The organism is Lysinibacillus sp. UBA6686 (genome assembly GCF_002455205.1).
GTDB lineage: Bacteria > Bacillota > Bacilli > Bacillales_A > Planococcaceae > Lysinibacillus > Lysinibacillus pakistanensis.
The window spans coordinates 1-21,260 of record NZ_DKJS01000038.1 but is presented as its reverse complement, the minus strand read 5'-3'; the positions used below and the strand labels follow the sequence as shown (position 1 = coordinate 21,260).

The following is a 21,260-nucleotide window of genomic DNA, read 5'->3' as shown; positions in this document are numbered from 1 at the left end:
CCGATCAAAATGTGGTGGTACCCGATCAATTAAAGGGGAAGCTGATCAAAGTATGGCGGTACCTGATCAAATAAAAGGAGAAGCCGATCAAAATGTGGCAGTACCTGATCAATAATAACGAGAAGCCGATCAAAACAAGGCAGTACCTGATCAATAATAACAGGAAGTTGATCCAAAAAAGATTAGGACCCGATTAACAGTAACTTTTTTGAACCACTACCTAAACTAAACTATAAAACTTAGTATTTTTATAAAATTAGGAGGAATTTTTATGAGTTTACAACCACATGGTGGACAATTAGTGCAAGCTTTTCATCCGGAGAAAGATGTGACAAGGATAACTAAAACAATAGAGATTGATGTCATATCTCTTAGTGATTTAGAGCTAATTGCAATAGGCGGTTACAGTCCGATTGAGGGATTTTTAACTAGGGAAGATTATGAATCTGTTGTGGAGCATACACGTCTAGCATCTGGTGTGGTATGGAGTATTCCAATTACATTGCCTGTAACAGAGGAAGTCGCAAAAACTTTACGGCTTGGTGATGAGGCAAAGCTTGTTTATGCTAATGAAGTTTATGGTGTGATTGAGGTGGCTGATATTTATGAGCCAAATAAGCGAAAAGAGGCTTTATTAGTATATGGCACAGAGGATTTAGAGCATCCAGGTGTGAAAAAGCTGCATGAACGCCCAAGTATTTATGTGGGTGGTAAAATTACATTAACTAAACGTATTGAACAAAAGTTTCCTGCGTATTCCTTTGATCCGATTGAGACACGTCAGTTGTTTGCAGATAAAGGATGGAAAACTATTGTCGGTTTCCAAACTCGAAACCCTGTGCACCGAGCACATGAATATATTCAAAAGGCTGCGTTAGAAACGATTGATGGACTATTTCTGAACCCGCTTGTTGGGGAAACAAAATCAGACGATGTGTCGGCTGCAATCCGTATGGAAAGTTACGAGATTTTACTGCAAAATTATTATCCAGAAAATCGTGTGCAATTAGGTGTATTTCCTGCTGCCATGCGCTATGCAGGACCAAAAGAAGCCATTTTCCATGCACTTGTAAGGAAAAATTATGGCTGTACACACTTTATCGTTGGGCGTGATCACGCAGGTGTTGGTGATTATTATGGCACATATGATGCCCAAAAAATATTTGAACAATTTACGGAAGATGAATTAGGCATTGTCCCACTAAAGTTTGAGCATAGCTTCTATTGCAGCAAATGTGAGGGGATGGCAACAACTAAAACCTGTCCACATGATAATACAGCACATGTGATCTTATCAGGTACAAAAGTTCGTGAAATGCTACGTAATGGCGAAGTTCCGCCAAGCACGTTTAGTCGTAAAGAGGTGGTGGATGTTCTGATTAAAGGAATGCGTAAGGAGGTTTTAAAATGAGTTCCAATATTGTTTGGCATGAGGCTTCCATTACGAAAGAGGAACGTCGTACACAAAACAAGCATCAAAGCTTTATTTTATGGTTTACGGGCTTATCTGCCTCAGGAAAATCTTCTGTCGCAAATGCTTTCGCACGTCGCCTTTTTGATCGTGGCAATCAAGCCTTTGTCCTAGATGGTGATAATGTTCGTCATGGCTTGAATAAGGATTTAGGATTTGATGAAGCAGGACGTAGGGAAAATATTCGGCGCATTGGAGAAGTTTCAAAGCTATTTGTGGAAAATGGTCAAATTGTTTTAACAGCTTTTATATCTCCATATCGAGAGGATCGTCAAGTTGTACGAGCGCTCGTAGAAGAAGGAGAATTTATAGAAGTTTATGTAAGATGCTCTGTTGAAACATGTGAACAGCGTGATCCAAAGGGACTTTATAAAAAAGCGCGCAATGCTGAAATTCCAAACTTTACAGGGATTAGTGCGCCCTATGAAGAACCAGAAAATCCCGAGATTATTTTAGATACAGAGCATGATTCCATTGAGGAGTGTGTTGACCAACTTACAGAAATTTTAACTTCAAACGGATATATCTAATTTTTAAAAGAATCTGCTTACAAAGAGGAGGCAGATTCTTTTATGGGTTTTTATTAGAGTAATACCATTTGTTGTGAGATGATAGATTGATAAAATGGTATAGGAGTTGTTTGGAATGAGCATACATATTCAATTACTAACAAAGGATAGTATGAATCAAAAAATAGGAAATGAAATATTGGAGCTATGGAATGAAAATGCGAAAGAAACGGCAGATTGTGAGTTAGAGAAGAGTGATAGAGAGGCTATTTTAAATCAACTAGAACAATATTTGCAATCCCAATATGGAGCTATTTATATTGCAACTAATGAAAACCATCAAATTATAGGCTTCGGATTGGCTTCCATAAAAAAGGAATTAATGTATGATACGATCTATGGGCAAATTGATGAGATCTATGTCTTACCAGCTTATAGACGACAGAAGATTGCTAAACGTCTTGTAGATGAATTGGTAAATTGGTTTAATGAAAAGCATGATACTTCTGTCGTTAATGTTTATGTAGATTTAGAAAATGACCTAGCTCTCGAATTTTGGGAAGGTGTCGGCTTGGAGAGAGAGTTTTTTATGCTATCAAATAATTAAAAAATGGCCAATGAAGTCTAGATGATTTCATTGGCCTGTCTTTTTATTTTATGCCTTGTTCCTTTTTCATGCGTTCAATTTCTGGTCCAAGCTCATCGCGGACAGTGCCTTTCCAGGGCTTTACACCAGCGATGTACGAGGAGCGAGTCATAATATGACCTCCTACAGGTCCAGTGATAAATAGAAACAAAATGCCGAGCAAAATACGGGGATTAAAGTGGTCCTCGATCAGCCAAAAGTGAAAGAATACGCCAATCAGTATACACATGACACCTAATGTTGCACTCTTTGAGGCAGCGTGAGCCCGAGTGTACAAATCAGGTAAGCGAATAAGACCAATAGCTGTCACGACAATAAATAGCACCCCGACAGAAATAAAAAAGATAACTAAACTATTAGCGAGAATTGTCACGTTTAATGATATCTCCTTTCTCTATAAATTTAGAGAAAGCTACTGTACCGATAAACGATAAAATCGCTAACAATAATATAATCTCAAGGAAGAAGCTTGTCTCCACTAAAATGGAGAATAACCCAATTAACGAAATGAGGGACACACCTAATGAATCCAAAGCGACAACGCGGTCGGATGCAGAAGGTCCTTTAACCATTCGATAAATAACGGCTACCATTGATAAGCAAATCACTACAATCGCAGCTATAATAAACGTTGTCATGATTTACTCACCTCCAATATCGCTTTCTCAAAAGAATCTCGAATTGCTGCAATTGCTTCATCGACATCACTAATATCGATTGCATGTACATATAATGTTTTTGCATCATCAGATACATGAACAACTACTGTACCTGGTGTTAAGGTAATAAGACTTGATAATAGGGTAATTTCCCATTCTTGCTTTAGAACAGTAGGATAAGCAAAGAATGCTGGTTGCATATCCAATTTAGGCTTTAATACTACTTGAAGAACTTGTATATTTGCCAATACTAATTCCTTTAAAAACAGTAAAGTCAGTTTAATAATTGCCCAAATACGGTAGACATAGAGACGTGTTGTAAAAAATCTCCGCATCATAATAAGCAGTAGAATACCAAGAAGGAAACCAACAATAAAGCCCGTTACTGTGTAATTTGAAGAAAGGAACATCCAGACGAAGGCAAGTACAAAATTTAAAATAATTTGAAATGCCATAGCTTTAATCCTCCTTCATAACAGCATCTATATAGATAGATGGATCATGTAATAGTTTTGCCGCATCATCCATAAATGGTGTAATCCACTCAGCTCCCACACCATAGGCTACAGTAATTAGCACTAAAAGAACAGTAGGCACAAATAGTGTTTGGTAGACTTTTTTATCGACCTTACCTGTGGTTGCTTTTTCTTCACCCCAGAAGGCATAAAGGAAAATACGAATCACAGATAATAATACAAGAAGTGACGAAGCTAATATAAAAATACTACTCCACATACTGCCAGCCTCAAAGCCTCCTTGAGCAATAAGAAGCTTGCCGACAAATCCACTAAGTGGCGGAATTCCTGCTAAGCCAAATGCCGCAATTAAATAAAACCAGCCGAGAGCAGGATATTTTTTCATAAGGCCACCCATTTTTCGTAAATCAGATGTACCCGTAATATAGATGATAATACCGATTAGCATAAAGAGGGCTGCCTTAATCAGCATATCATGCACTAAATAAAACATGGCTCCTTTTAATGAAACTTCGTTCATTTGAGAAACACCAAATAAAATAACGCCTACTGCGATAACAATGTTGTAAATGATAATAAGCTTCATATCAAAGTAGGCAAGTGCTCCTATACAGCCCGCTATTATAGTTGCAATAGCAAGAGCCATTAGTAAGTCATGTGTATAGGATAAATCATGTACAAAGAACAGCGTATATGTCCGCGTAATAGCATAAATACCGACCTTTGTTAATAATGCCCCAAATAGTGTTAGCACTGGTATTGGCGCTGACGCATAAGAGGTTGGAAGCCAGAAGTAGAGTGGGAAAATGGCCGCTTTTAAACCAAATACCATTAAAAACAGAACAGCTATAACAGTAACAATCCCAGGCTGATTGACTTCAGCTATTTTTACCGCGATATCTGCCATATTTAAGGTGCCAACTACAGAGTAGAGGAAGGCAACTGTTATGACAAATAATGCTGAAGAAATCACATTGATTAAAATATATTTAATTGACCCTTTAAGTTGTCCCTTTTCTCCTCCTAAAACGATAAGTAGGTACGAAGCCATTAACAATACCTCAAAGAATACGAAAAGGTTGAAAATATCGCCTGTAGTAAATGCTCCATTCACCCCGGTTAATATAAACATGATTCCTGGGTAATAGAAGAACCGTTCTCGCTCCTTTGTGATGGAGCCAAAGCCATACCAAACTACAAAAAATGCAATTAATAGTGTAGTTGTAACAAGTAATACTGATACCATATCAGACACCATCGTAATGCCAAATGGCACTGGCCAGTTGCCGAATGTTACCTTTTGTATGCCATCATTTTTAACTTTTATAAGCAGTGAAATGGCTGATATAAGTGCAATCCCTATACCAAGTAATGAAAATGTTCGCTGATATTTTAGGTTTTTTTGCCCGAACATTAAAATCATGCCGAAGAAGAAAGGAATGATAATGGGCAGTAGAAGGAAGTTATTCATCCTCATCACTTCCTTTCATTAAGCTAATATCATCTGTTTCAAGCTCCTGATAGGAACGATAGGCAAGTACAAGGAAAAATGCTGTTACCCCAAAGCTAATAACAATCGCTGTTAAAATGAGTGCTTGAGGTAATGGGTCTGCAAATGTTTTCGCTCCTTCCTTTAATACAGGAGGTGCTTCTCCTCCAAGTCCGCCCATTGTTAAAATAAGCAGATGCGCACCGTGGCTTAAAAGACCAGTGCCTATGATGATACGCAATAAGCTTTTGGATAAGATTAAATAAACCGCTGCCATAAACAGAAAGCCGATGACAAACGCCATAATTATTTCCATTATTCATCCTCCCCAATTGTTTGAATAATGGTCATCGTAACGCCAACAACAACCAAATAGACACCGCTATCAAAAAGCATAGCCGTGTGAAGTGACTGTTTGCCAAGAAGCGGTAAATTGAAATAATCAAAAAAATGTGTGAAAAATGGCTTGCCAACAAACATTGGGAAAGCAGCAGTTGCAAGGGCTAATAACAAGCCAATTGCTGTTAGATACGTATAATTAATAGGTAAAACATGGCGAACTGTATTTAAATCAAAGGCAAGGACTAGGAGTACAATGGCACTTGATGTTAGAAGTCCACCGACAAATCCTCCTCCAGGTGTATAATGCCCAGCTAGAAAAATATGAATGGAAAAGAAGAAAATAATGAAGAATACAATTTTTGCTGTAAATTGTATAATGACATCATTTGTTTTCATGAGTTTTCTCCTTTCTATTCATACGTAACTTGATCATTGCTAAAATGGCCATGCCAGCAATACCTAGTACAGTAATTTCAAATAATGTATCAAAGCCACGATAATCTACTAAAATTACATTAACAATGTTACCACCGCCAGCTTTTGAATAAACGGTTTCCTCATAATACTTCGAAATAGTTGGAATCAATTTTTGTGATTGGGCAGATAGTGCTACAAGCGTGACCATTACTCCAACTGCTATGGAAACTATCGCGCGGTTTAATTGGAATCTCATTCGTTCTTCACGTTTCCCAAGCTTCGGGAGATGGTAAAATGCTAATAAAAATAATGCAACAGAAATCGTTTCAATAACAAGCTGTGTTAATGCTAAATCAGGAGCATTAAAAATAACAAAGAATAATGCGACTGTATAACCAACAGATCCAAGTCCTATAATGGCTGTTAGACGTGATTTTGCTAAAATTGTAATGGCTGTACCGATGACCAAAACCACCACTAAAATAATCTCATACGAACGAATAGGTGCCGTATTTTGGAAAGAGAAGGTAAAGGCATTTTTTACAAATAAAGAGCCTATGACAATGGCTGCAATGCTGCTAAACATATAAAGTAAATAGTGACGCATAGAGCCTGTCATATAAAGTCGTGATACGCGATTCAAGCCAACATCAAGACCAAGCATCAACTTGTCGTAGGCATTGTTTAACGTGAATGCCTGTGGGAATCGTGTGTACATACCTTGCCATTTCGGTAATGCTACAAACATTAAAACACCTACAATGACGATACCAATTGTCATAAGTAATTCGGGTGTTAAACTACCATGCCAAGCAGCTACATGAATGTCAATATCCTGAGGTGAGTCATACAGGAATGGCTGGATAGCTTGGACAGCTGGCTTTACAAAAGTATCACCAACAAAATTCGGAATAAAGAATATTGCGATGACTAATGTTGCTAAAATCATTGGCGAAATTAACATACCGATGGGTGCCTCATGTGGTTTCTGAGGCAACTTTTCTGGTGTATACTTGCCAGTAAATGTTTGAAAGACAAAATAAAAACTATAGATAAATGTAAATATACTAGCAATCCAAGCAATAATAGGGAAAAATACCCCCCATGTATCAAAGCCAAAAAATTCAAAATTTTGAAGCGCTAGCATAGCAGTTAAAAACATTTCCTTACTTAAAAAACCGTTAAATGGAGGTAGACCTGCCATTGATAAACTACCAATTGCTGTAACTGTAAAGCTAATTGGCATAATACTCATTAAACCACCTAGCTTACGAATATCACGTGTACCTGTTTCATGATCAATAATACCTGCTATCATGAATAAGCTACCTTTAAAGGTTGCATGGTTTATAAGATGGAAGATAGCTGCAAAGGCTGCAAATTTGATGCTATCTATTGCACCATTTGTGTGATAAGCTACCGCACTTGCACCGAGCAATGACATAATAAGCCCAAGCTGACTTACTGTTGAGAAAGCAAGAATTCCTTTTAAATCAGTTTGCTTGACTGCAAAGAAAGAACCCCAGAATAAAGTTAAGATACCTATGCCTGTAACAAGCCACACCCAAAGTTCAGAAACAGCAAAAATCGGTGTAAAGCGTGCAACTAAATAAATACCTGCTTTGACCATTGTAGCGGAGTGGAGGTAGGCACTAACCGGTGTTGGCGCTTCCATTGCATCTGGTAGCCAAATATAGAATGGGAATTGTGCGGATTTCGTAAATGCTCCTAAAAGTAATAAAACAAGTGACCAAGTGAATAAAGGGTGGTGCACTAAGTCTGGTGCAAGAACAATCAATTCACGAATTGAATAAGTACCGCCCATTAGGTAAAGAAGAATGAATCCTCCCAACATCATTAAGCCGCCACCGACAGTAATCATCATTGACTTAAGTGCACCAAGTCGAGATGCATCACGAGTAAACCAGTAGCCAATCAATAAAAATGATGAAATAGACGTTAATTCCCAGAAGAAGTACAAAGTAATTAAATGATCAGATTGTACTACACCTAGCATAGCGGACATAAATAATAATAAGTAAACATAAAAGTTATGTAATTTTTCTTTATGTTTATCTAAGTAAAAGATTGAGTAAAGTACGACCAATGAGCCGATTCCGGTAATTAGTAATGAAAATAGCAAGCTAAGTCCATCTAAATAAGAAACGACGGAAATATTAAGTGATGGAATCCAAGGAAGCTCTGCATGAAATACTTCACCGTCTGCCACTTTTGCGATATAAGTGATGTATATAATCGCGAGTGTAGCAGGAATTGCAAGAACAAACCAGCCTGTGTGGATATTTTTAATGCTTTTATATAAAAACGGCACTAATATCGCAGCAAGCATTGGTATGAAAATATAAAGTACTTGTAACAAAAAAATCCTCCTTTATGTAGGTAAGTGTGTCCATTATAACGCACTTTTTGTCGGAATGCATATGTACATATAGGTTTTAGCTTGCGATAATGGAAGAATATTGGCTATATTATAAATAGGAAGTTATCAATAAAAATAGAGGAAAAAATTTTTTTATGAGGAACCCTTATATTTATGGTTATCTACCATTAATTACAATTTTATTGTTTAGTTTAACATTTGGCATGTATGCGGTGGGGGAATCTTTGCAAATTTTCCAATCCATTGGCGTATATTCAGGTATGCGAGAGTTTTTATCGGATTTTGAGCTTCGTGTGTTTTTATTAATTGTCTTCGCAGTGATTTTCTTTATGGTTTTTTCAGCTTTAAAATTAGTGGGAGAAACTATTCATGAGTTAGGAATGTTATTTTTCTCTAAAGATCAGGACGGTGCGACAGTTAGTCAGGCTCGGGGCGGCTATATTATTTTATTTGTCGGTGCAATTTGTTCAGCCTTTGCTATTCAATTCATCTATGTATTGGTAGGTATTTTTGTGCTAACTATTTTTATCTATTTTATCTACCTTATTTATAAGATGAGCCATTTTATGCCGATGAGTGGAACGATTGGATTACTAGTTTTTGAGCTTTTTATGTGGACCATACTATTATCGCTTTTAGTTTATGTGATTTTAAAATTATATAATGGTATTTTGGCAAGTTTACCATTTGCTAGTTAAATTACATAATGACAAAGAGCAGTCCAATTAGTGAATTACTTTTTGACTGCTCTTTGTTTTTTATCTATTTGGAAAAAGACGCCCACCTCTACAGGTAAATTGATTATTCCATCAATACATTAAATAGCTGATGGTGAATTTTATAGGCCTCTAAATTTTCCATAGATTGTGGCTTATCGAAGCCAAGCCACACAGCTGCTGTATGTTCCTGCGTTAATCCAGCTAGCCAGTAGTCACGATAGTCATTTGTTGTCCCAGTTTTTGCTCCAATATAGCTACTTGTACTATAGACACCTTGTCCTGTGCCGTTTGCGACAACATCTGCCAGCAACGCACGCATATACTTTACTGTTTTTGGAGACCAAATTTGATCGCGCTCCGTATTCCAACTATAAAGCTCAGTTCCATCAGCGGCTGTTACCTTACGTATACTGTGAGTCAGTACATAGGAACCGTCTATAAAGCTAGTATAGGCATCTGCTAGCTCAAGTGCTGTAACGCCATAAGTTAATCCCCCTAATGCTGCAGCATAGTTATGATCCTTTGCAATGATAGAGCGAAAATGAAAACGATCCAGGTAACTAAATGCTGTTTCAATGCCAACTGTCTGAAAAAGTCGTAGGGCAGATGTATTATAGCTATGACGAAATGCTACCCGAATTGGCACATCACCATACTTATAGCCCCCGTAGTTTTGTGGACAAAATGATCCAACACAGTAGCTCCCGCCATTAACGATGGAGTCAGGCGTATGTGCGGTTGTTTCAAAGAACGGCGCATAGACAGCTAGTGGTTTAAAGGCTGAACCTGGCTGCCGTGTACCTTGAAAGGCACGGTGAAAATCAAATTTTTCGTAATTTTTCCCTGCATAAAGGCTAATAATTTCACGAGTACTATTATCTATGACTGCTCCTGCTGCCTGTAGCTTGCCAGAGCCTAAAATGGTCGTCATTTTTTTTTCATCATGTGACTGCTTGGATGGATTAAGGGCTGTATAAATTGTCAGCCCATTTTGGAATAATGTATTAAGTCGATTGTCTAGCTGAGCTTTGATTTTTTTCTTTTCTTCTTCATTCTGTGCATTGACAAGTCGCTCCGCATACCCTTCTTTTTCTGCCACTAACCATCTAAGCTCTTGCAAGACATATGTGCTGTATGTAGGATACTGTTGAATTTTATTTTTTACATTCAATGTAATGGGTTCAGCCTTAAATGTAGCAGCATCTTCTAATGTTATAGCACCTCTCGCTGCCAGTGTATCTAATAGTCGCTCCTGTCGCGCTTTTGTGTTACCAAAATTCTTTAAAGGGTTATATAGTGACGGATTATTTGGTATGGCTGAAATAAATGCCATCTCAGCAATAGAAAGTTCCTTAAGCGGCTTTTGAAAATAATAGGTAGCTGCTCCGCCAATTCCATAAACCTGATTACTAAAATAGGATTCATTTAAATACATTGTTAAAATCGTATCCTTATCGAATTCTTTCTCAAGTTCATGTGCATAAAAAAGCTCTGTTAATTTACGCTCATAAGTTTTTTCATCCGATAAATAGCGCATTCGAACAAGTTGTTGGGTGATAGTACTTCCACCTTGAGACGCTGAGTTTGTATTTGAATTCGCTACAACAGCTCGAATGATGGCACTGAAATCAAAACCAATATGATCATAAAAATGAGCATCCTCACTTGCTATAAAAATTTCCTGGGCAATTTGTGGGATTTCCTGTAAGGTTAGTGGCTGTCTCCATTCGACATACTCCTCACTAAAAATTTCTCCGTTTCGATCGATAAGTGTTACGGGAAGCTGTGTCTGTACTTCCGGTAAATGAATAGCGCTGGCAATTTGCTCTTCATGTGCCTTTGCCATATTAATTTCTGTTCTAATATTAGTGCTAACCCACCAAAGAACAGGTAAGGATAGAAGTATGATAAAAAAACCAAAAGCCTTGTTCATGTGTGCCTCCACTCTAAATTATGAATCCCTCAACAGAATAACATAATTTGGATGATTTCCAAATACGCGTTCGGACCTATTTGCACTTAACAATATTTGAAGGCTTTATCAATTTCTCTTACTAGATTCAGCTTATAAATGGTGATAAAAGTGCAAAAATCGTCAATACTTTGGTGGAGAAAACCTGTAGGAAGTGTGTTAGACTAAAATGAGGTCAGATATGGTAGGCTACTATCATATTCAGCGAAACTGAAATTACATTTAAAGGAGAGACTCCAATGTTTCCACAATTAACATCAGAAGTACAAGCAGGCGAAGTACTTGTAGAAATGAAAACCACGTTAGGTGCAGTTAAAATTAAGCTATTCCCAGAGCATGCACCAAAAACAGTTGAAAACTTCTTAGGCCATGCAAAATCAGGTTATTATAACGGCATTATTTTCCACCGTGTTATTCAGGATTTTATGATTCAAGGTGGCGACCCAACAGGTACTGGTATGGGTGGCGAATCTATTTGGGGTAACTCTTTTGAGGATGAGTTCTCAGATCAAGTATTTAATCTTCGTGGTGCTCTTTCAATGGCAAATGCAGGCCCAAACACGAATGGCTCACAATTCTTTATCGTTCAAATGAAGCACCTTCCAAGTGATATGCTTCGTCAATTACAGGGGGCAGGCTTCCCAGAGGAAATTATTGAGGCTTATGCAAAAAATGGTGGTACACCTTGGTTAGATCATAAGCATACAGTATTTGGTCATGTAGTTGAAGGCATGGATATTGTTGATAAAATTGCAGAAGTTGAAAAAGATTTCCGTGATAAACCTCTTGAAGATGTGAAGATTGAGTCAATTACAGTTTTAGAATAATAATTGTAAGGACGTGTAAAGATGAATAACGTAATGTATCAATTTTTATATTTCCCTGAAGATAAATCAGGCTATGTTCCTGCTGCTTTTGAATTTTTAGTAATGCTAATATTGTGTATTGCTGTATTTACGATTTTCCGCAAAATTTCAAAAAAGCAAGAACTAAAATCCAAGGAAATTGAAGCACGTATTCTTGCTGAGAAGAGCGAAACAAACAATCAACAAAATATTTAAAGTAAGAAAGCTAGATGCCTCGTAACCGCTTAGGACTACGAGGCAATGCTTTTATTTTCTTTGATAGCGTCGCATTTGATTTCTAATGGACTTGATAGTAGTTATACAAACAAGTATTAAGGAAAGACCAATACCACTAAGTGCTGTAACAAATGCTACCCATTCAAATATGGTATAACTCCAAATACTCCCTAAACCATTCGAGTCTCTCCACTCCTCAATCACTAAATTCATGCCATAAATACCTGATATAACTGTAAAAACTGTGAGGATAAATAGTAATTTATTACTTCTATTGTCCGATTGATCCTCTTGTGTACGGTATAAGCTATCGAGCGTTGCTTTTGTTTCTGTATAATGCTCATTAATACGAAAATATTTCCGCAACATTTGTGAAATTTCTCTGCCTTCGGTCCGAACGACTACCTCTTCAAAATAATAGCGCGCAGAAAACTTTGTAATTAATTCAATGAGCTCGTTCACAACTAATTTATCTTTGCCCCAACTGATTTCACTATATTCGTATGAAACTTTTAGGAGCATCATTTTATAGAAATAATGAATAAACAAGTTATAGTAATGAGTACCCATAAATTCTTCCAAGTTATGTTTGCTTTTTTCCAAAGACATATTGCTAATTGTTATCTGTGCCTGTGCAGAGGTTACAATATAGCTTTGTGGAGCCCAACGTTGATGTGTATGGTGCTTTACATAGTCAGCAATGTACTCAGGATTAGTACTAGAGATAAAAGGGGTGCCTTCGGGCGTTCTTCCATCTACTTGTCCCAGTCTAAATAAATGCTCGTCTAAAATGGCTTGTCCCTCCCTACAAAGTAAATACCCTGATGAAAACATGCGTTCATCCTCAAAAAAAGGTAATCCTTCATACGTATTTTCTTGATGATGTAATAAAAAGGGCTGTAAGAAGGGCATAAAATGCTTAAATAATAATTCACTGGTGGAGGAAAAATCACCAAAAGAAAAATGATGACTAGCCCCCTTTTCCTCTCTTAGCTTTGCTTCAAGTACTCTAAAATAATGAATAAAATGAATAACATCACTAATATCCTGTATGTGCTCTGTCATACTTACCCGAACTGTAACAATTCCGTTTCCAAAAGGGCACAATGTAACATCTAAACTGATGATTTCATAATCGAACCGGCTATCCTTGTGCTGTAAAAAACCATTTGTATGGTAAGCCTTTGAAAATCGAAGAAAATCTTGACTATTCAATTTTTCTGGAAATAGTTTATCCTCAAGAAAGGGATAGAAAAATTGAGCGAGCTCTTCATGTGTAACTGAAATGGAATGACCATAAAATGCATTTTCTAAAGTAGTATTGTTTAATGAAAAAAAGGAGTATCCCTCATTTTTAAGGACATTGTTAAGCTGGGAACGATTTTTCATTTGATAGGCAAATGGAAATAAAAAAGTCATGTATGCTCGTTCTATTGCTAATGGCACTAACTCCATGGAAATCACCTCAAACCAATTTGCTAGCATTAAAGAAGGAGTATCTAACAAACCATTCCACCATATTATAATTCTAAACATAAAAAGGATATCTCTGAATTGAGATATCCTTCACAACTAGTTCATTATGATTGGAGTGCTAGCTTAAAGCGCTGAACACCATCTTTGATTGTTTCAAAGGAGCAAGCTACATTCATACGTAGGAAACCGCGTCCTTCTTCACCATATTTAGTTCCTGGCTCTAATGCTAGCTTGCCCGTTTCAAGTAAACGTTTCATCATTTCTTTTTCATCAAGAGCCAGATCTCGATAATCTATCCAAAGCAAATAAGTGCCCTGTGGTTTTGTGATTCGAATGCCTGGTAGTTGCTCTAATTCTTTGATGGCATAGTCCATGTTTTTGGAGATGTAAGTAAGTAACTCATCTAGCCATGAAGAGCCCTCTGTATAAGCTGCCTGCAGTGCAACAGGAGCAAAGGTATTTAATGAGCCTTGTCCACTCGCCATATTAATAGCTTCTAATTTTAAACGTTTTCGCTTATCCGTCACAATCATATAAGCTACTTGTATTCCAGCTAAATTAAATGTCTTTGTTGGAGCCAGACAAGTAATAATTCGATCAATTTCAGCACCAGCAATTTTTGCAAGTGGTGTATGAGTTGCACCATCAATCATTAAATCAGAGTGAATTTCATCTGAAATAATCAAAACATCGTATTTTGCACAAAGGCGCACAATTTCCTTTAACGTTGCTTCATCCCATACATAGCCCCCTGGATTATGTGGATTGCACAATATGTAAGCTTTGATGTTTTGAGATAATACCTGTTCAAAGGCTTCAAAGTCAAATACAAATGTACCATCTTGCTCAACCAAAGGACAGCTAATAACTTCTCGAGCATTGCTTTTGGGAATGTTATAAAATGGCGGATAGACTGGTGAGGAAATAAGTACTTTATCGCCAGGGTTTGTCAAGGCTGTAATGCAATTTGCTAAAGCAGCAACTACACCATTACAAAACAGAATGGAATCTTTTTCAATTTGCCAATTATGACGAGTATTTTGCCAGTCTATAATCGACTGCACGGCTTCCTCACCAACAAAACTATAGCCGAAAACCGTTTTTTCAGCATGCTCACGTAGAGCTTTTGTTACAGCTACTGGTGCGGTAAAGTCCATATCAGCTACCCACATTGGGAGTATGTCCGAAGCATCTGTTAGCCCATATACTTTATCCATTGCGTCCCATTTTACAGAGTTTGTACAACGACGTTTATTAGTTTGATCGAAAATAGACAAGCAAATCACTCTTTTCTTTTTTATTTACTATGGTATCATACGAGTATGATAAAAGGATAATAGGTGAGTATTTTGGAAAATATTAAAATGAATCAAGCAGCTGTACATCTGCTTGAGGAGTGGGATCCATTCCACTTAGGTTCAGATCATTATGATACTGAAACAGCAGATGTTGTAGCAGCATTGCAAGGTATTGATGATCCATCTATTCTTGCAAAGGTTATACAAGAAACATATGAGCATTCGTTTGAAGAATGGATTCCATTTGAGGATTGTGTAGCCATATCATACAAACTAATTGCCATTAAATTTGAAGCAAAGTGCATTATTTAACAAAGACTTTGCTTGATGATAGAAAACGAGGTTGTCCATCAAGTTGTGACGACCTCGTTTTTTTTGAATTCATTGGAATACGAGCTTATTTAAACAGTGGTAAAATTCCTTGAATAAAAATAATTACAATGGCTAATGGCGAAACATAACGAATTAAAATATACCAAATTGTAAACATCATATTAGAGGAAGCAAGCTCTTTTCGTGAAATGTCCTTTGTATAGTAATACCCTGCGAAAATTGAAATAAGTAAGGCTCCAATTGGCATCCCAATACTATTTGTTAAAAAGTCAACAAAGTCAAAAATAGAGCGGTCTAATATTTTTACATCTGATAGAATACCAAATGACAGGGCGCTTGGTATACCAAAAATGAAAATAATAATGCCACCAATCCAAGCAATCTTTTTACGCTTTTCAGGTTTATCACCGATGGCAATAGCCACAACAATTTCTAACATAGAAATCGAAGATGTTACCGTTGCAAAAAGTAAAAGAATAAAGAAAATGGTTAAAAATAATCCACCAAGTGGTAATTGCTCAAAAACAGCAGGTAAAATAATAAATACAAGACCAGGACCCTGATCTGGTGTATAGCCTAGGGCGAATACTGCTGGGAATATAACCAAACCTGCAAGTAAAGAAATGATGATATTCATGGATGCAACATTAATCGCAGAGTTCCCTATTTTTTCTGTTTTGGATAAGTAGGAAGCATACGTAATCATTACCGCAATACCAACGCTTAATGAAAAGAATGCTTGTCCAAGTGCCATTAAAAATGTTTCCGCATTGAAGTATGACCAGTCAGGCACAAACATAAACTTAACGCCTTTCATCGCACCGTCCAATGTTAGGGAGCGAACCACTAATACAATGAAAAAGATGAACAATAGTGGCATCATCCAAGTGCTCGCTTTTTCAATACCACCTTTGATCCCTGCTGATACAATGACTACGGTTAATAGCATGAATAGTCCTTGAACAAGCACTGCTTCAAATGGGCTGGATATAATGCTACCAAATAAATCTGCATAATTTATATGGGTGCTAGAGCTAGTTAACTGTAATGTAAATGCACGAGCTAAATAGCTTAAAATCCAACCACCAACAACACTGTAAAATGACAGGATAAGTCCAGCAATAATCATGCCTCCCCAGCCAATTAAATACCATGGTTTTCCGGGCGCTTGTTCTTTAAACGATGTTACAGCATCCTTTTGTCCACGGCGGCCAATCATAAATTCAGCAATTAGAACGGGTAGGCCAATAAAGAATGTACATAAAATAAATAATAAAATAAAAACACTGCCGCCATTTGTGCCCGCCATATATGGAAACTTCCAAATAGCTCCTAATCCTATAGCACTTCCTGCAGCAGCTAAAATAAATCCAATTTTAGTTGTAAATTGATCTCTCGATGACACGAAAATAAATCCTCCTTATACTAAAGCTTTATTTTACCGCAATATTTTCATAACACAAGCAGATATCAGAAAATTGATAATAGATTTCTTTATGAGATTCAGTTAAGTTGTAGAATGATGCCAAATATGGTTTTGGTGTGCTTTTTCTGAAAATATACACACGTAAATTTTGTAACAATTAGAAGAGTGTATTCGTTCCATAAACAAAGGGGGGATAATTTTGACGGAAGCTGAATTAATAGCAAAGGTACAGCAAGGGGACAAAGAAGCCTATATAGAGCTTATTCGAATACATCAACAAACAGTTGAAAAATTTGCCTATCAATGTGGCGTACATAGTAATGATTTAGCAGATGTTTCACAGGAAGTATTTGTGAAGCTATATCGTTTTTTACATCAATTTAAACAGGATCGTTTTACGACTTGGCTCTATAAAATTACACTGAATGCCACGCGTGATTATTATCGCAAAGAGCAACGAGAACAAGCAAAGGAAGAAAGATTAAGTGTTGAACGGCAGCTCCCTTCCTCGTCAGCAGAAATGCATGTACTAAATTTTGAGGAGGATAGAGTATTACATAATGCCATTAAAGCACTCGATGAAAAATACCGTTATCCACTTGTATTATTTTATTTTCATGAGCTGAAGTATGAGGAAATAGCGGAGATTCTCAGCATCTCATTATCGACAGTTAAGATTCGGCTACTGCGAGCAAAGGAAAAATTAAAAGTCGTGTTAATGCAAGAGGGGAGTGTTGAAAATGGATGATAAACAGTTTGAAAAACGGATGGAGCTTCTAAAAAAATCCTATGATCGTTTGGAACCGAAATTAGATCCAGAGGCCGTTTTCACACAAATTGAGAAAGAGAACGAAGTACAAGAAGAACAGGAAAATTCTTTAGTACAAAAACCTCCCTCAAAATGGCAGAAGTCGGCTGTTTGGATGGTTAGCATTGCGAGTGTGCTTTTAGTGAGTGTGCTTGTTTCATCCTATGTGATTCAGCAACCAGTAAGTCTGAGCAGTGAGGAAAAGGCTTTAAAGGAAGACGAAAAAAAGACAGAAGAGAAGGATTGGGTTGAACGACTTACTAAAAAATACAATAGTAAAAAAGAGCAAATACGAAGAGAGCTGTCCGTTTCTATTCATGAACTAAATGCATTTCAATTTATTAAAAATGCAGATAGTATGTTAGAGTTTTACACAAAAAACAATTTACGATTACAGGAAAGTGATGAGCAGTATTTAAAGTATGCTGAGGAAAATGTTTTGAATGAATTGACGACCCCAAGAAGAGCATTAGAAGCTATAAAAGGGAGAGATTTAATCTATGATGAATCTTTTACTGTATATTTATCATATGAACAGAGTGTCATTGAACTTGAGGAGTTTTACAGTGGTCTTCTAGAACCGTTTCAACCTCTCTTAAAGAAATCACCGGATATTAATATTAATAAATACCCTGAGTTAAAGGTAATCATTGATGCAGCAAATGCCCAATTTATGGAGTTGAGAAGGGATGAGAATGGTTCATTCTATTTTAAAGCTGATCCCATTAATGGTGAATATCGGTCAACGGATATAAATAATTTGCATCCTGATATCTTTGGCTATTTTGAGTATTTAGAAAAGGGTTATTTATTATTAGCAGATGATTTAAGGTATACACGAGAAGAAACAGCTAGATCCTTAAAAATAATAGAGCGTACCTTATTAGCAGATAAAAATCCTGATTCAACTGCTTATAAGGTGTTAAGAGAAACTTTTGAAAATACATGGTTGGTATTATTAAAAGGAAGTCCCAAATATCCTGCTTACAATGGGAAGCTGCATGTGGATCATTTGAATTTTTTACGAGACGTAGCAGATGGTAAGTATGGAGAGCTTATGAAAAAAACGGCCGAGACAGTTATAAAAGAGCTTGAGAAAAGCAATAATTCCACAACATTAACGAAGTTATCTTCTTATGATATTTGGACAATCATTTTGCAAAAAAGAGAAGAAACTACAGGATTGATTAATGATAGTGATTTTATTATTGTGGATATAAATGACCAAGAAATGATGCAGATTGAGGCAGTCTATGAGCAATATAAGAAAAGTGATTCTGAAACGTTTATTAATCAACTACGTCCCTTAAATATAGTGTCTCTCTATTTGTATGCAAAATCAATTGACGATAAATCTTTAGAAAAGGCTTTAGCCCTCCCTGATGCAAGGCTTGATTCTAGCCTATTAGATAATGTGAAAAGTTTGGATGTTGTCAGTCAGTTAGGTGAGTATGAAGGAAGTTATCCAATGGTAGCTATTCGCATCGAAAGCGAGCAGCAAAATAAATATGGTAGGCAGTTCCTTGTTAAATTGTCAAAAAATAAGGATGGCTATTATCGTATATCCGGAATCATTGATTGAGGAGATGATTTTTTGCCCCGCTTTTGCACGTATGTTATAATTCAAGGTGATATATACGTAGCAAACAAAAAGAAAGTGGGCAAAGAGTTATGGTAAAAAAATATGGATTAGGAGACGTGTTGAACGGAAAAGTTACAGGTATACAGCCGTATGGTGCATTTGTTGCGCTTGATGAAGATACACAAGGCCTTGTGCATATTTCCGAAATTACGTACGGCTTTGTTAAGGACGTTAGTGAATTTTTAAGCGTTGGGCAAGAGGTGGAAGTGAAGATACTTGAAATCGATGAAGAGGCCGAAAAAATTAGTTTATCGATTCGAGCTTTACAAGAACGCCCAGCAACATTACGTAAAAAAGATGCACCTCCACGTAAATCATTGCAGGATCGTGTAGATGAGTCAGATGCAAATGGTTTTAATTCCCTAAAAGATAAATTACAGGACTGGATTGAACAATCAGGTCAATAAGAAAACGAGGATGCCTTTAGTGGGAGGTATCCTCGTTTTTTATATCCATGATGCTATTGTTTTTTTATTTTGCGGATTCTATATTGCAGGTTTTGACGACTCATACCAAGTGCATTTGCGGCTTTTGTGATATTGCCCTCATATAAATTCAAGACATTCTGCACATAATATGATTCGGCTTCGCGTAAATAAGCATCGAGAGGCATGACGTTATTTTGCTGATGAAACATAAAGAACTCAGGCTCACGATCGGTGGCATCTTGTTGCTGAACTTTAAAGCGAAAATGTAATGGCAGTAAATCCGAGGTAACTGTAGATTCAGTTGTCATAAAGGACACTATCTCATCTAACAATAGTTCAAGTTCTTTTAAATTTCCTGGCCAATCATATTGTAAGAATAATTCCTGTACGTCAGGTGCAAGATCTGTAACGTTAGATGCAAATCGTTCTCGATGGCGGCTAAAGTAATCATCGACAAAAGGCAGAATATCTTCTTTTCGATCGGTTAGGTTTGGAATAGTAATCGCCATTGTTGCAAAGAAATAATATAGTGATTTAGACAGCTTCCCCTCTGCAATTAATGCAATCGGATCACTCCCTACACTTCCAATTAGCATGTATTTAGATTGAGGAAGGGACTGCAGTACTGCTAATAATTGCTCCTGGATGTCTAGGCTTAGGAAATCGATGCGTTCAAAGAAAAATGTATATGCCTTATCATCCTGTAAGAGCTCTTGCAATTTATCTAAAACAGATTGCGCGGAACGGCGGCTTACTAGTGTAACAAAGGCTTCAGGATCAGTCGAAGCTGCGTGGTGAATACCTTCTGCCACTAAATCTTTTCCTGTCCCAGATTCACCGATTAGTAAAACAGGTAATTTCACAGCTGCTGCTTTTTTGGCATTTGCAATAACCTGTTGCATAGATTCAGAATCAGATGTAATCATATCAAATGTTAAAGGCTCACCATATCGTCGAAGGGGCTGATAAACAAGCTTTTCGAGTGATGTAATATCACGAGCAAATTCTATTGCTCCAATTAGTTTATTTCCGTCATAAAGAGGAAAAGTATCATTAATCGTTGTTATTTCATGGCCATTTTTATTCCAATAGGTTTGTTTCACATTAATTTCTTTTTTACCTGTTTGCAATACACGCATTAACGTACTTTCATGCTGGCGAAAGGAAAACAATTCAATGATGGTACGATCTGCTAATTCATCAAAATGAAATCCTTCAATTTCTTTCATCTTTGTATTATAAATAATGGTTTTACCCGAAAGGTCAACAGCGTGAATACCAACGGATACATTTGTTGCAATAAACTCATAAAAAGGTAATAAGGGTTCAGAATTTTTCATAAAATGTGCACCTCAAAAAATTTTTTACTTGAAATATGCAACGAAATTTTGCATTATAATAAGTGTAAGAATATTTTATACGCAAAAATATTTTGCGTCAATGTTTTTTGCACACCAATATACATCTCATGAGGGAGGATAAAGTATGATTCCATACAAACACGAACCGTTCACAGATTTTTCACAAGAGGCAAACTACAACGCTTATGTAGAGGCTTTAAATAAAGTTGAAAGTTATTTAGGTCAAGACTATCCACTTATTATTGGTGGCGAACGTATTACTACAGAAGATAAAATCGTTTCGTATAACCCTGCTAAGAAAACAG

General features: G+C 36.7%; 22 protein-coding genes and 1 pseudogene. 11 read left to right on the top strand and 12 right to left on the bottom strand.

Annotation, left to right across the window (positions count from 1 at the left end):
- The first annotated feature begins 271 nt into the window (after positions 1 to 271).
- The 3 genes from sat to B2R82_RS09915 all read left to right on the top strand — a co-directional run bounded on the left by sat (position 272) and on the right by B2R82_RS09915 (position 2,587).
- Positions 272 to 1,411 carry a sulfate adenylyltransferase gene (gene sat, locus B2R82_RS09925; RefSeq protein WP_286924692.1) on the top strand — a complete coding sequence of 380 codons (1,140 nt, stop codon included), beginning with the start codon at positions 272 to 274 and terminating at the stop codon, positions 1,409 to 1,411.
- The gene (gene cysC / locus B2R82_RS09920; RefSeq protein ID WP_286924691.1) at positions 1,408 to 2,001 is read left to right on the top strand and encodes an adenylyl-sulfate kinase; all 594 of its coding nucleotides are present in this window, start codon (positions 1,408 to 1,410) and stop codon (positions 1,999 to 2,001) included. The genes sat and cysC overlap by 4 nt, the downstream gene beginning before the upstream one ends.
- Positions 2,002 to 2,116: 115 nt before the next feature.
- A complete protein-coding gene (locus tag B2R82_RS09915) occupies positions 2,117 to 2,587 on the top strand; it encodes a GNAT family N-acetyltransferase (RefSeq protein WP_286924690.1) in 471 nt (156 codons plus the stop codon).
- 43 nt (positions 2,588 to 2,630) lie between these two features.
- Here B2R82_RS09915 and mnhG read toward each other — a convergent pair whose 3' ends face one another.
- From mnhG to B2R82_RS09880, 7 genes are read right to left on the bottom strand one after another with little or no spacing between them, the layout of a single operon-like run.
- Entirely contained in the window at positions 2,631 to 2,999 is a 369-nt protein-coding gene (gene mnhG / locus B2R82_RS09910; RefSeq protein WP_286924689.1) for a monovalent cation/H(+) antiporter subunit G, read from the bottom strand.
- Entirely contained in the window at positions 2,983 to 3,264 is a 282-nt protein-coding gene (locus tag B2R82_RS09905; RefSeq protein ID WP_286924688.1) for a Na(+)/H(+) antiporter subunit F1, read from the bottom strand. The genes mnhG and B2R82_RS09905 overlap by 17 nt, the downstream gene beginning before the upstream one ends.
- The gene (locus B2R82_RS09900; RefSeq protein WP_286924687.1) at positions 3,261 to 3,740 is read right to left on the bottom strand and encodes a Na+/H+ antiporter subunit E; all 480 of its coding nucleotides are present in this window, start codon (positions 3,738 to 3,740) and stop codon (positions 3,261 to 3,263) included. The genes B2R82_RS09905 and B2R82_RS09900 overlap by 4 nt, the downstream gene beginning before the upstream one ends.
- A gap of 4 nt (positions 3,741 to 3,744) precedes the next feature.
- Complete coding sequence (locus tag B2R82_RS09895; protein ID WP_286924686.1) at positions 3,745 to 5,232, bottom strand: Na+/H+ antiporter subunit D; 1,488 nt, start codon at positions 5,230 to 5,232, stop codon at positions 3,745 to 3,747.
- Entirely contained in the window at positions 5,225 to 5,566 is a 342-nt protein-coding gene (locus tag B2R82_RS09890) for a Na(+)/H(+) antiporter subunit C (RefSeq protein WP_286924685.1), read from the bottom strand. Before B2R82_RS09890 ends, B2R82_RS09895 begins: the two co-directional genes overlap by 8 nt.
- The gene (locus tag B2R82_RS09885; protein ID WP_286924684.1) at positions 5,566 to 5,988 is read right to left on the bottom strand and encodes a Na(+)/H(+) antiporter subunit B; all 423 of its coding nucleotides are present in this window, start codon (positions 5,986 to 5,988) and stop codon (positions 5,566 to 5,568) included. Before B2R82_RS09885 ends, B2R82_RS09890 begins: the two co-directional genes overlap by 1 nt.
- Positions 5,975 to 8,389 carry a Na+/H+ antiporter subunit A gene (locus B2R82_RS09880; RefSeq protein WP_286924683.1) on the bottom strand — a complete coding sequence of 805 codons (2,415 nt, stop codon included), beginning with the start codon at positions 8,387 to 8,389 and terminating at the stop codon, positions 5,975 to 5,977. The genes B2R82_RS09885 and B2R82_RS09880 overlap by 14 nt, the downstream gene beginning before the upstream one ends.
- Before the next feature lie 155 nt (positions 8,390 to 8,544).
- On the opposite strand from B2R82_RS09880, the gene B2R82_RS09875 reads away from it, so the two are divergent.
- Entirely contained in the window at positions 8,545 to 9,108 is a 564-nt protein-coding gene (locus tag B2R82_RS09875; RefSeq protein ID WP_286924682.1) for a DUF5366 family protein, read from the top strand.
- 103 nt (positions 9,109 to 9,211) lie between these two features.
- On the opposite strand, the gene B2R82_RS09870 is transcribed toward B2R82_RS09875, so the two are convergent.
- On the bottom strand, positions 9,212 to 11,062 hold the full coding sequence (locus B2R82_RS09870) for a transglycosylase domain-containing protein (protein WP_286924681.1): 1,851 nt from the start codon (positions 11,060 to 11,062) through the stop codon (positions 9,212 to 9,214).
- A gap of 278 nt (positions 11,063 to 11,340) precedes the next feature.
- Between B2R82_RS09870 and B2R82_RS09865 the strand changes: the two genes are divergently transcribed.
- Positions 11,341 to 11,928 (top strand): peptidylprolyl isomerase, encoded by a 588-nt coding sequence (locus tag B2R82_RS09865; RefSeq protein ID WP_283869300.1) that lies wholly within the window; start codon positions 11,341 to 11,343, stop codon positions 11,926 to 11,928.
- Positions 11,929 to 11,949: 21 nt separating this feature from the next.
- Positions 11,950 to 12,162, top strand: coding sequence for a hypothetical protein (locus B2R82_RS09860; RefSeq protein WP_286924680.1), 213 nt, complete (start codon positions 11,950 to 11,952; stop codon positions 12,160 to 12,162).
- Between the two features lie 51 nt (positions 12,163 to 12,213).
- Here the strand turns inward: B2R82_RS09860 and B2R82_RS09855 are convergent, their stop codons facing one another.
- The gene (locus tag B2R82_RS09855; protein WP_286924679.1) at positions 12,214 to 13,719 is read right to left on the bottom strand and encodes a hypothetical protein; all 1,506 of its coding nucleotides are present in this window, start codon (positions 13,717 to 13,719) and stop codon (positions 12,214 to 12,216) included.
- Between the two features lie 44 nt (positions 13,720 to 13,763).
- On the bottom strand, positions 13,764 to 14,936 hold the full coding sequence (locus B2R82_RS09850; RefSeq protein WP_286924678.1) for a MalY/PatB family protein: 1,173 nt from the start codon (positions 14,934 to 14,936) through the stop codon (positions 13,764 to 13,766).
- A 72-nt stretch (positions 14,937 to 15,008) separates the two neighbouring features.
- Between B2R82_RS09850 and B2R82_RS09845 the strand changes: the two genes are divergently transcribed.
- The gene (locus tag B2R82_RS09845; protein WP_283869297.1) at positions 15,009 to 15,269 is read left to right on the top strand and encodes a DUF1871 family protein; all 261 of its coding nucleotides are present in this window, start codon (positions 15,009 to 15,011) and stop codon (positions 15,267 to 15,269) included.
- A gap of 85 nt (positions 15,270 to 15,354) precedes the next feature.
- Here the strand turns inward: B2R82_RS09845 and B2R82_RS09840 are convergent, their stop codons facing one another.
- Positions 15,355 to 16,695: a sodium-dependent transporter gene (locus B2R82_RS09840; protein WP_286924677.1), complete on the bottom strand. Its 1,341-nt coding sequence runs from the start codon at positions 16,693 to 16,695 to the stop codon at positions 15,355 to 15,357.
- A 220-nt stretch (positions 16,696 to 16,915) separates the two neighbouring features.
- Here B2R82_RS09840 and B2R82_RS09835 point away from each other — a divergent pair, with 220 nt between their 5' ends.
- The 3 genes from B2R82_RS09835 to yugI all read left to right on the top strand — a co-directional run bounded on the left by B2R82_RS09835 (position 16,916) and on the right by yugI (position 19,573).
- A complete protein-coding gene (locus B2R82_RS09835; RefSeq protein WP_286924676.1) occupies positions 16,916 to 17,464 on the top strand; it encodes an RNA polymerase sigma factor in 549 nt (182 codons plus the stop codon).
- Positions 17,457 to 19,106: a hypothetical protein gene (locus B2R82_RS09830; RefSeq protein ID WP_286924675.1), complete on the top strand. Its 1,650-nt coding sequence runs from the start codon at positions 17,457 to 17,459 to the stop codon at positions 19,104 to 19,106. Before B2R82_RS09835 ends, B2R82_RS09830 begins: the two co-directional genes overlap by 8 nt.
- Positions 19,107 to 19,195: 89 nt before the next feature.
- Positions 19,196 to 19,573, top strand: coding sequence for a S1 domain-containing post-transcriptional regulator GSP13 (gene yugI / locus B2R82_RS09825; protein WP_286924674.1), 378 nt, complete (start codon positions 19,196 to 19,198; stop codon positions 19,571 to 19,573).
- A gap of 53 nt (positions 19,574 to 19,626) precedes the next feature.
- Here yugI and B2R82_RS09820 read toward each other — a convergent pair whose 3' ends face one another.
- A complete protein-coding gene (locus tag B2R82_RS09820) occupies positions 19,627 to 20,934 on the bottom strand; it encodes a sigma 54-interacting transcriptional regulator (RefSeq protein WP_286924673.1) in 1,308 nt (435 codons plus the stop codon).
- A 145-nt stretch (positions 20,935 to 21,079) separates the two neighbouring features.
- On the opposite strand from B2R82_RS09820, the pseudogene B2R82_RS09815 reads away from it, so the two are divergent.
- Positions 21,080 to 21,260, top strand: a pseudogene (locus B2R82_RS09815) (L-glutamate gamma-semialdehyde dehydrogenase); the annotation flags it as partial.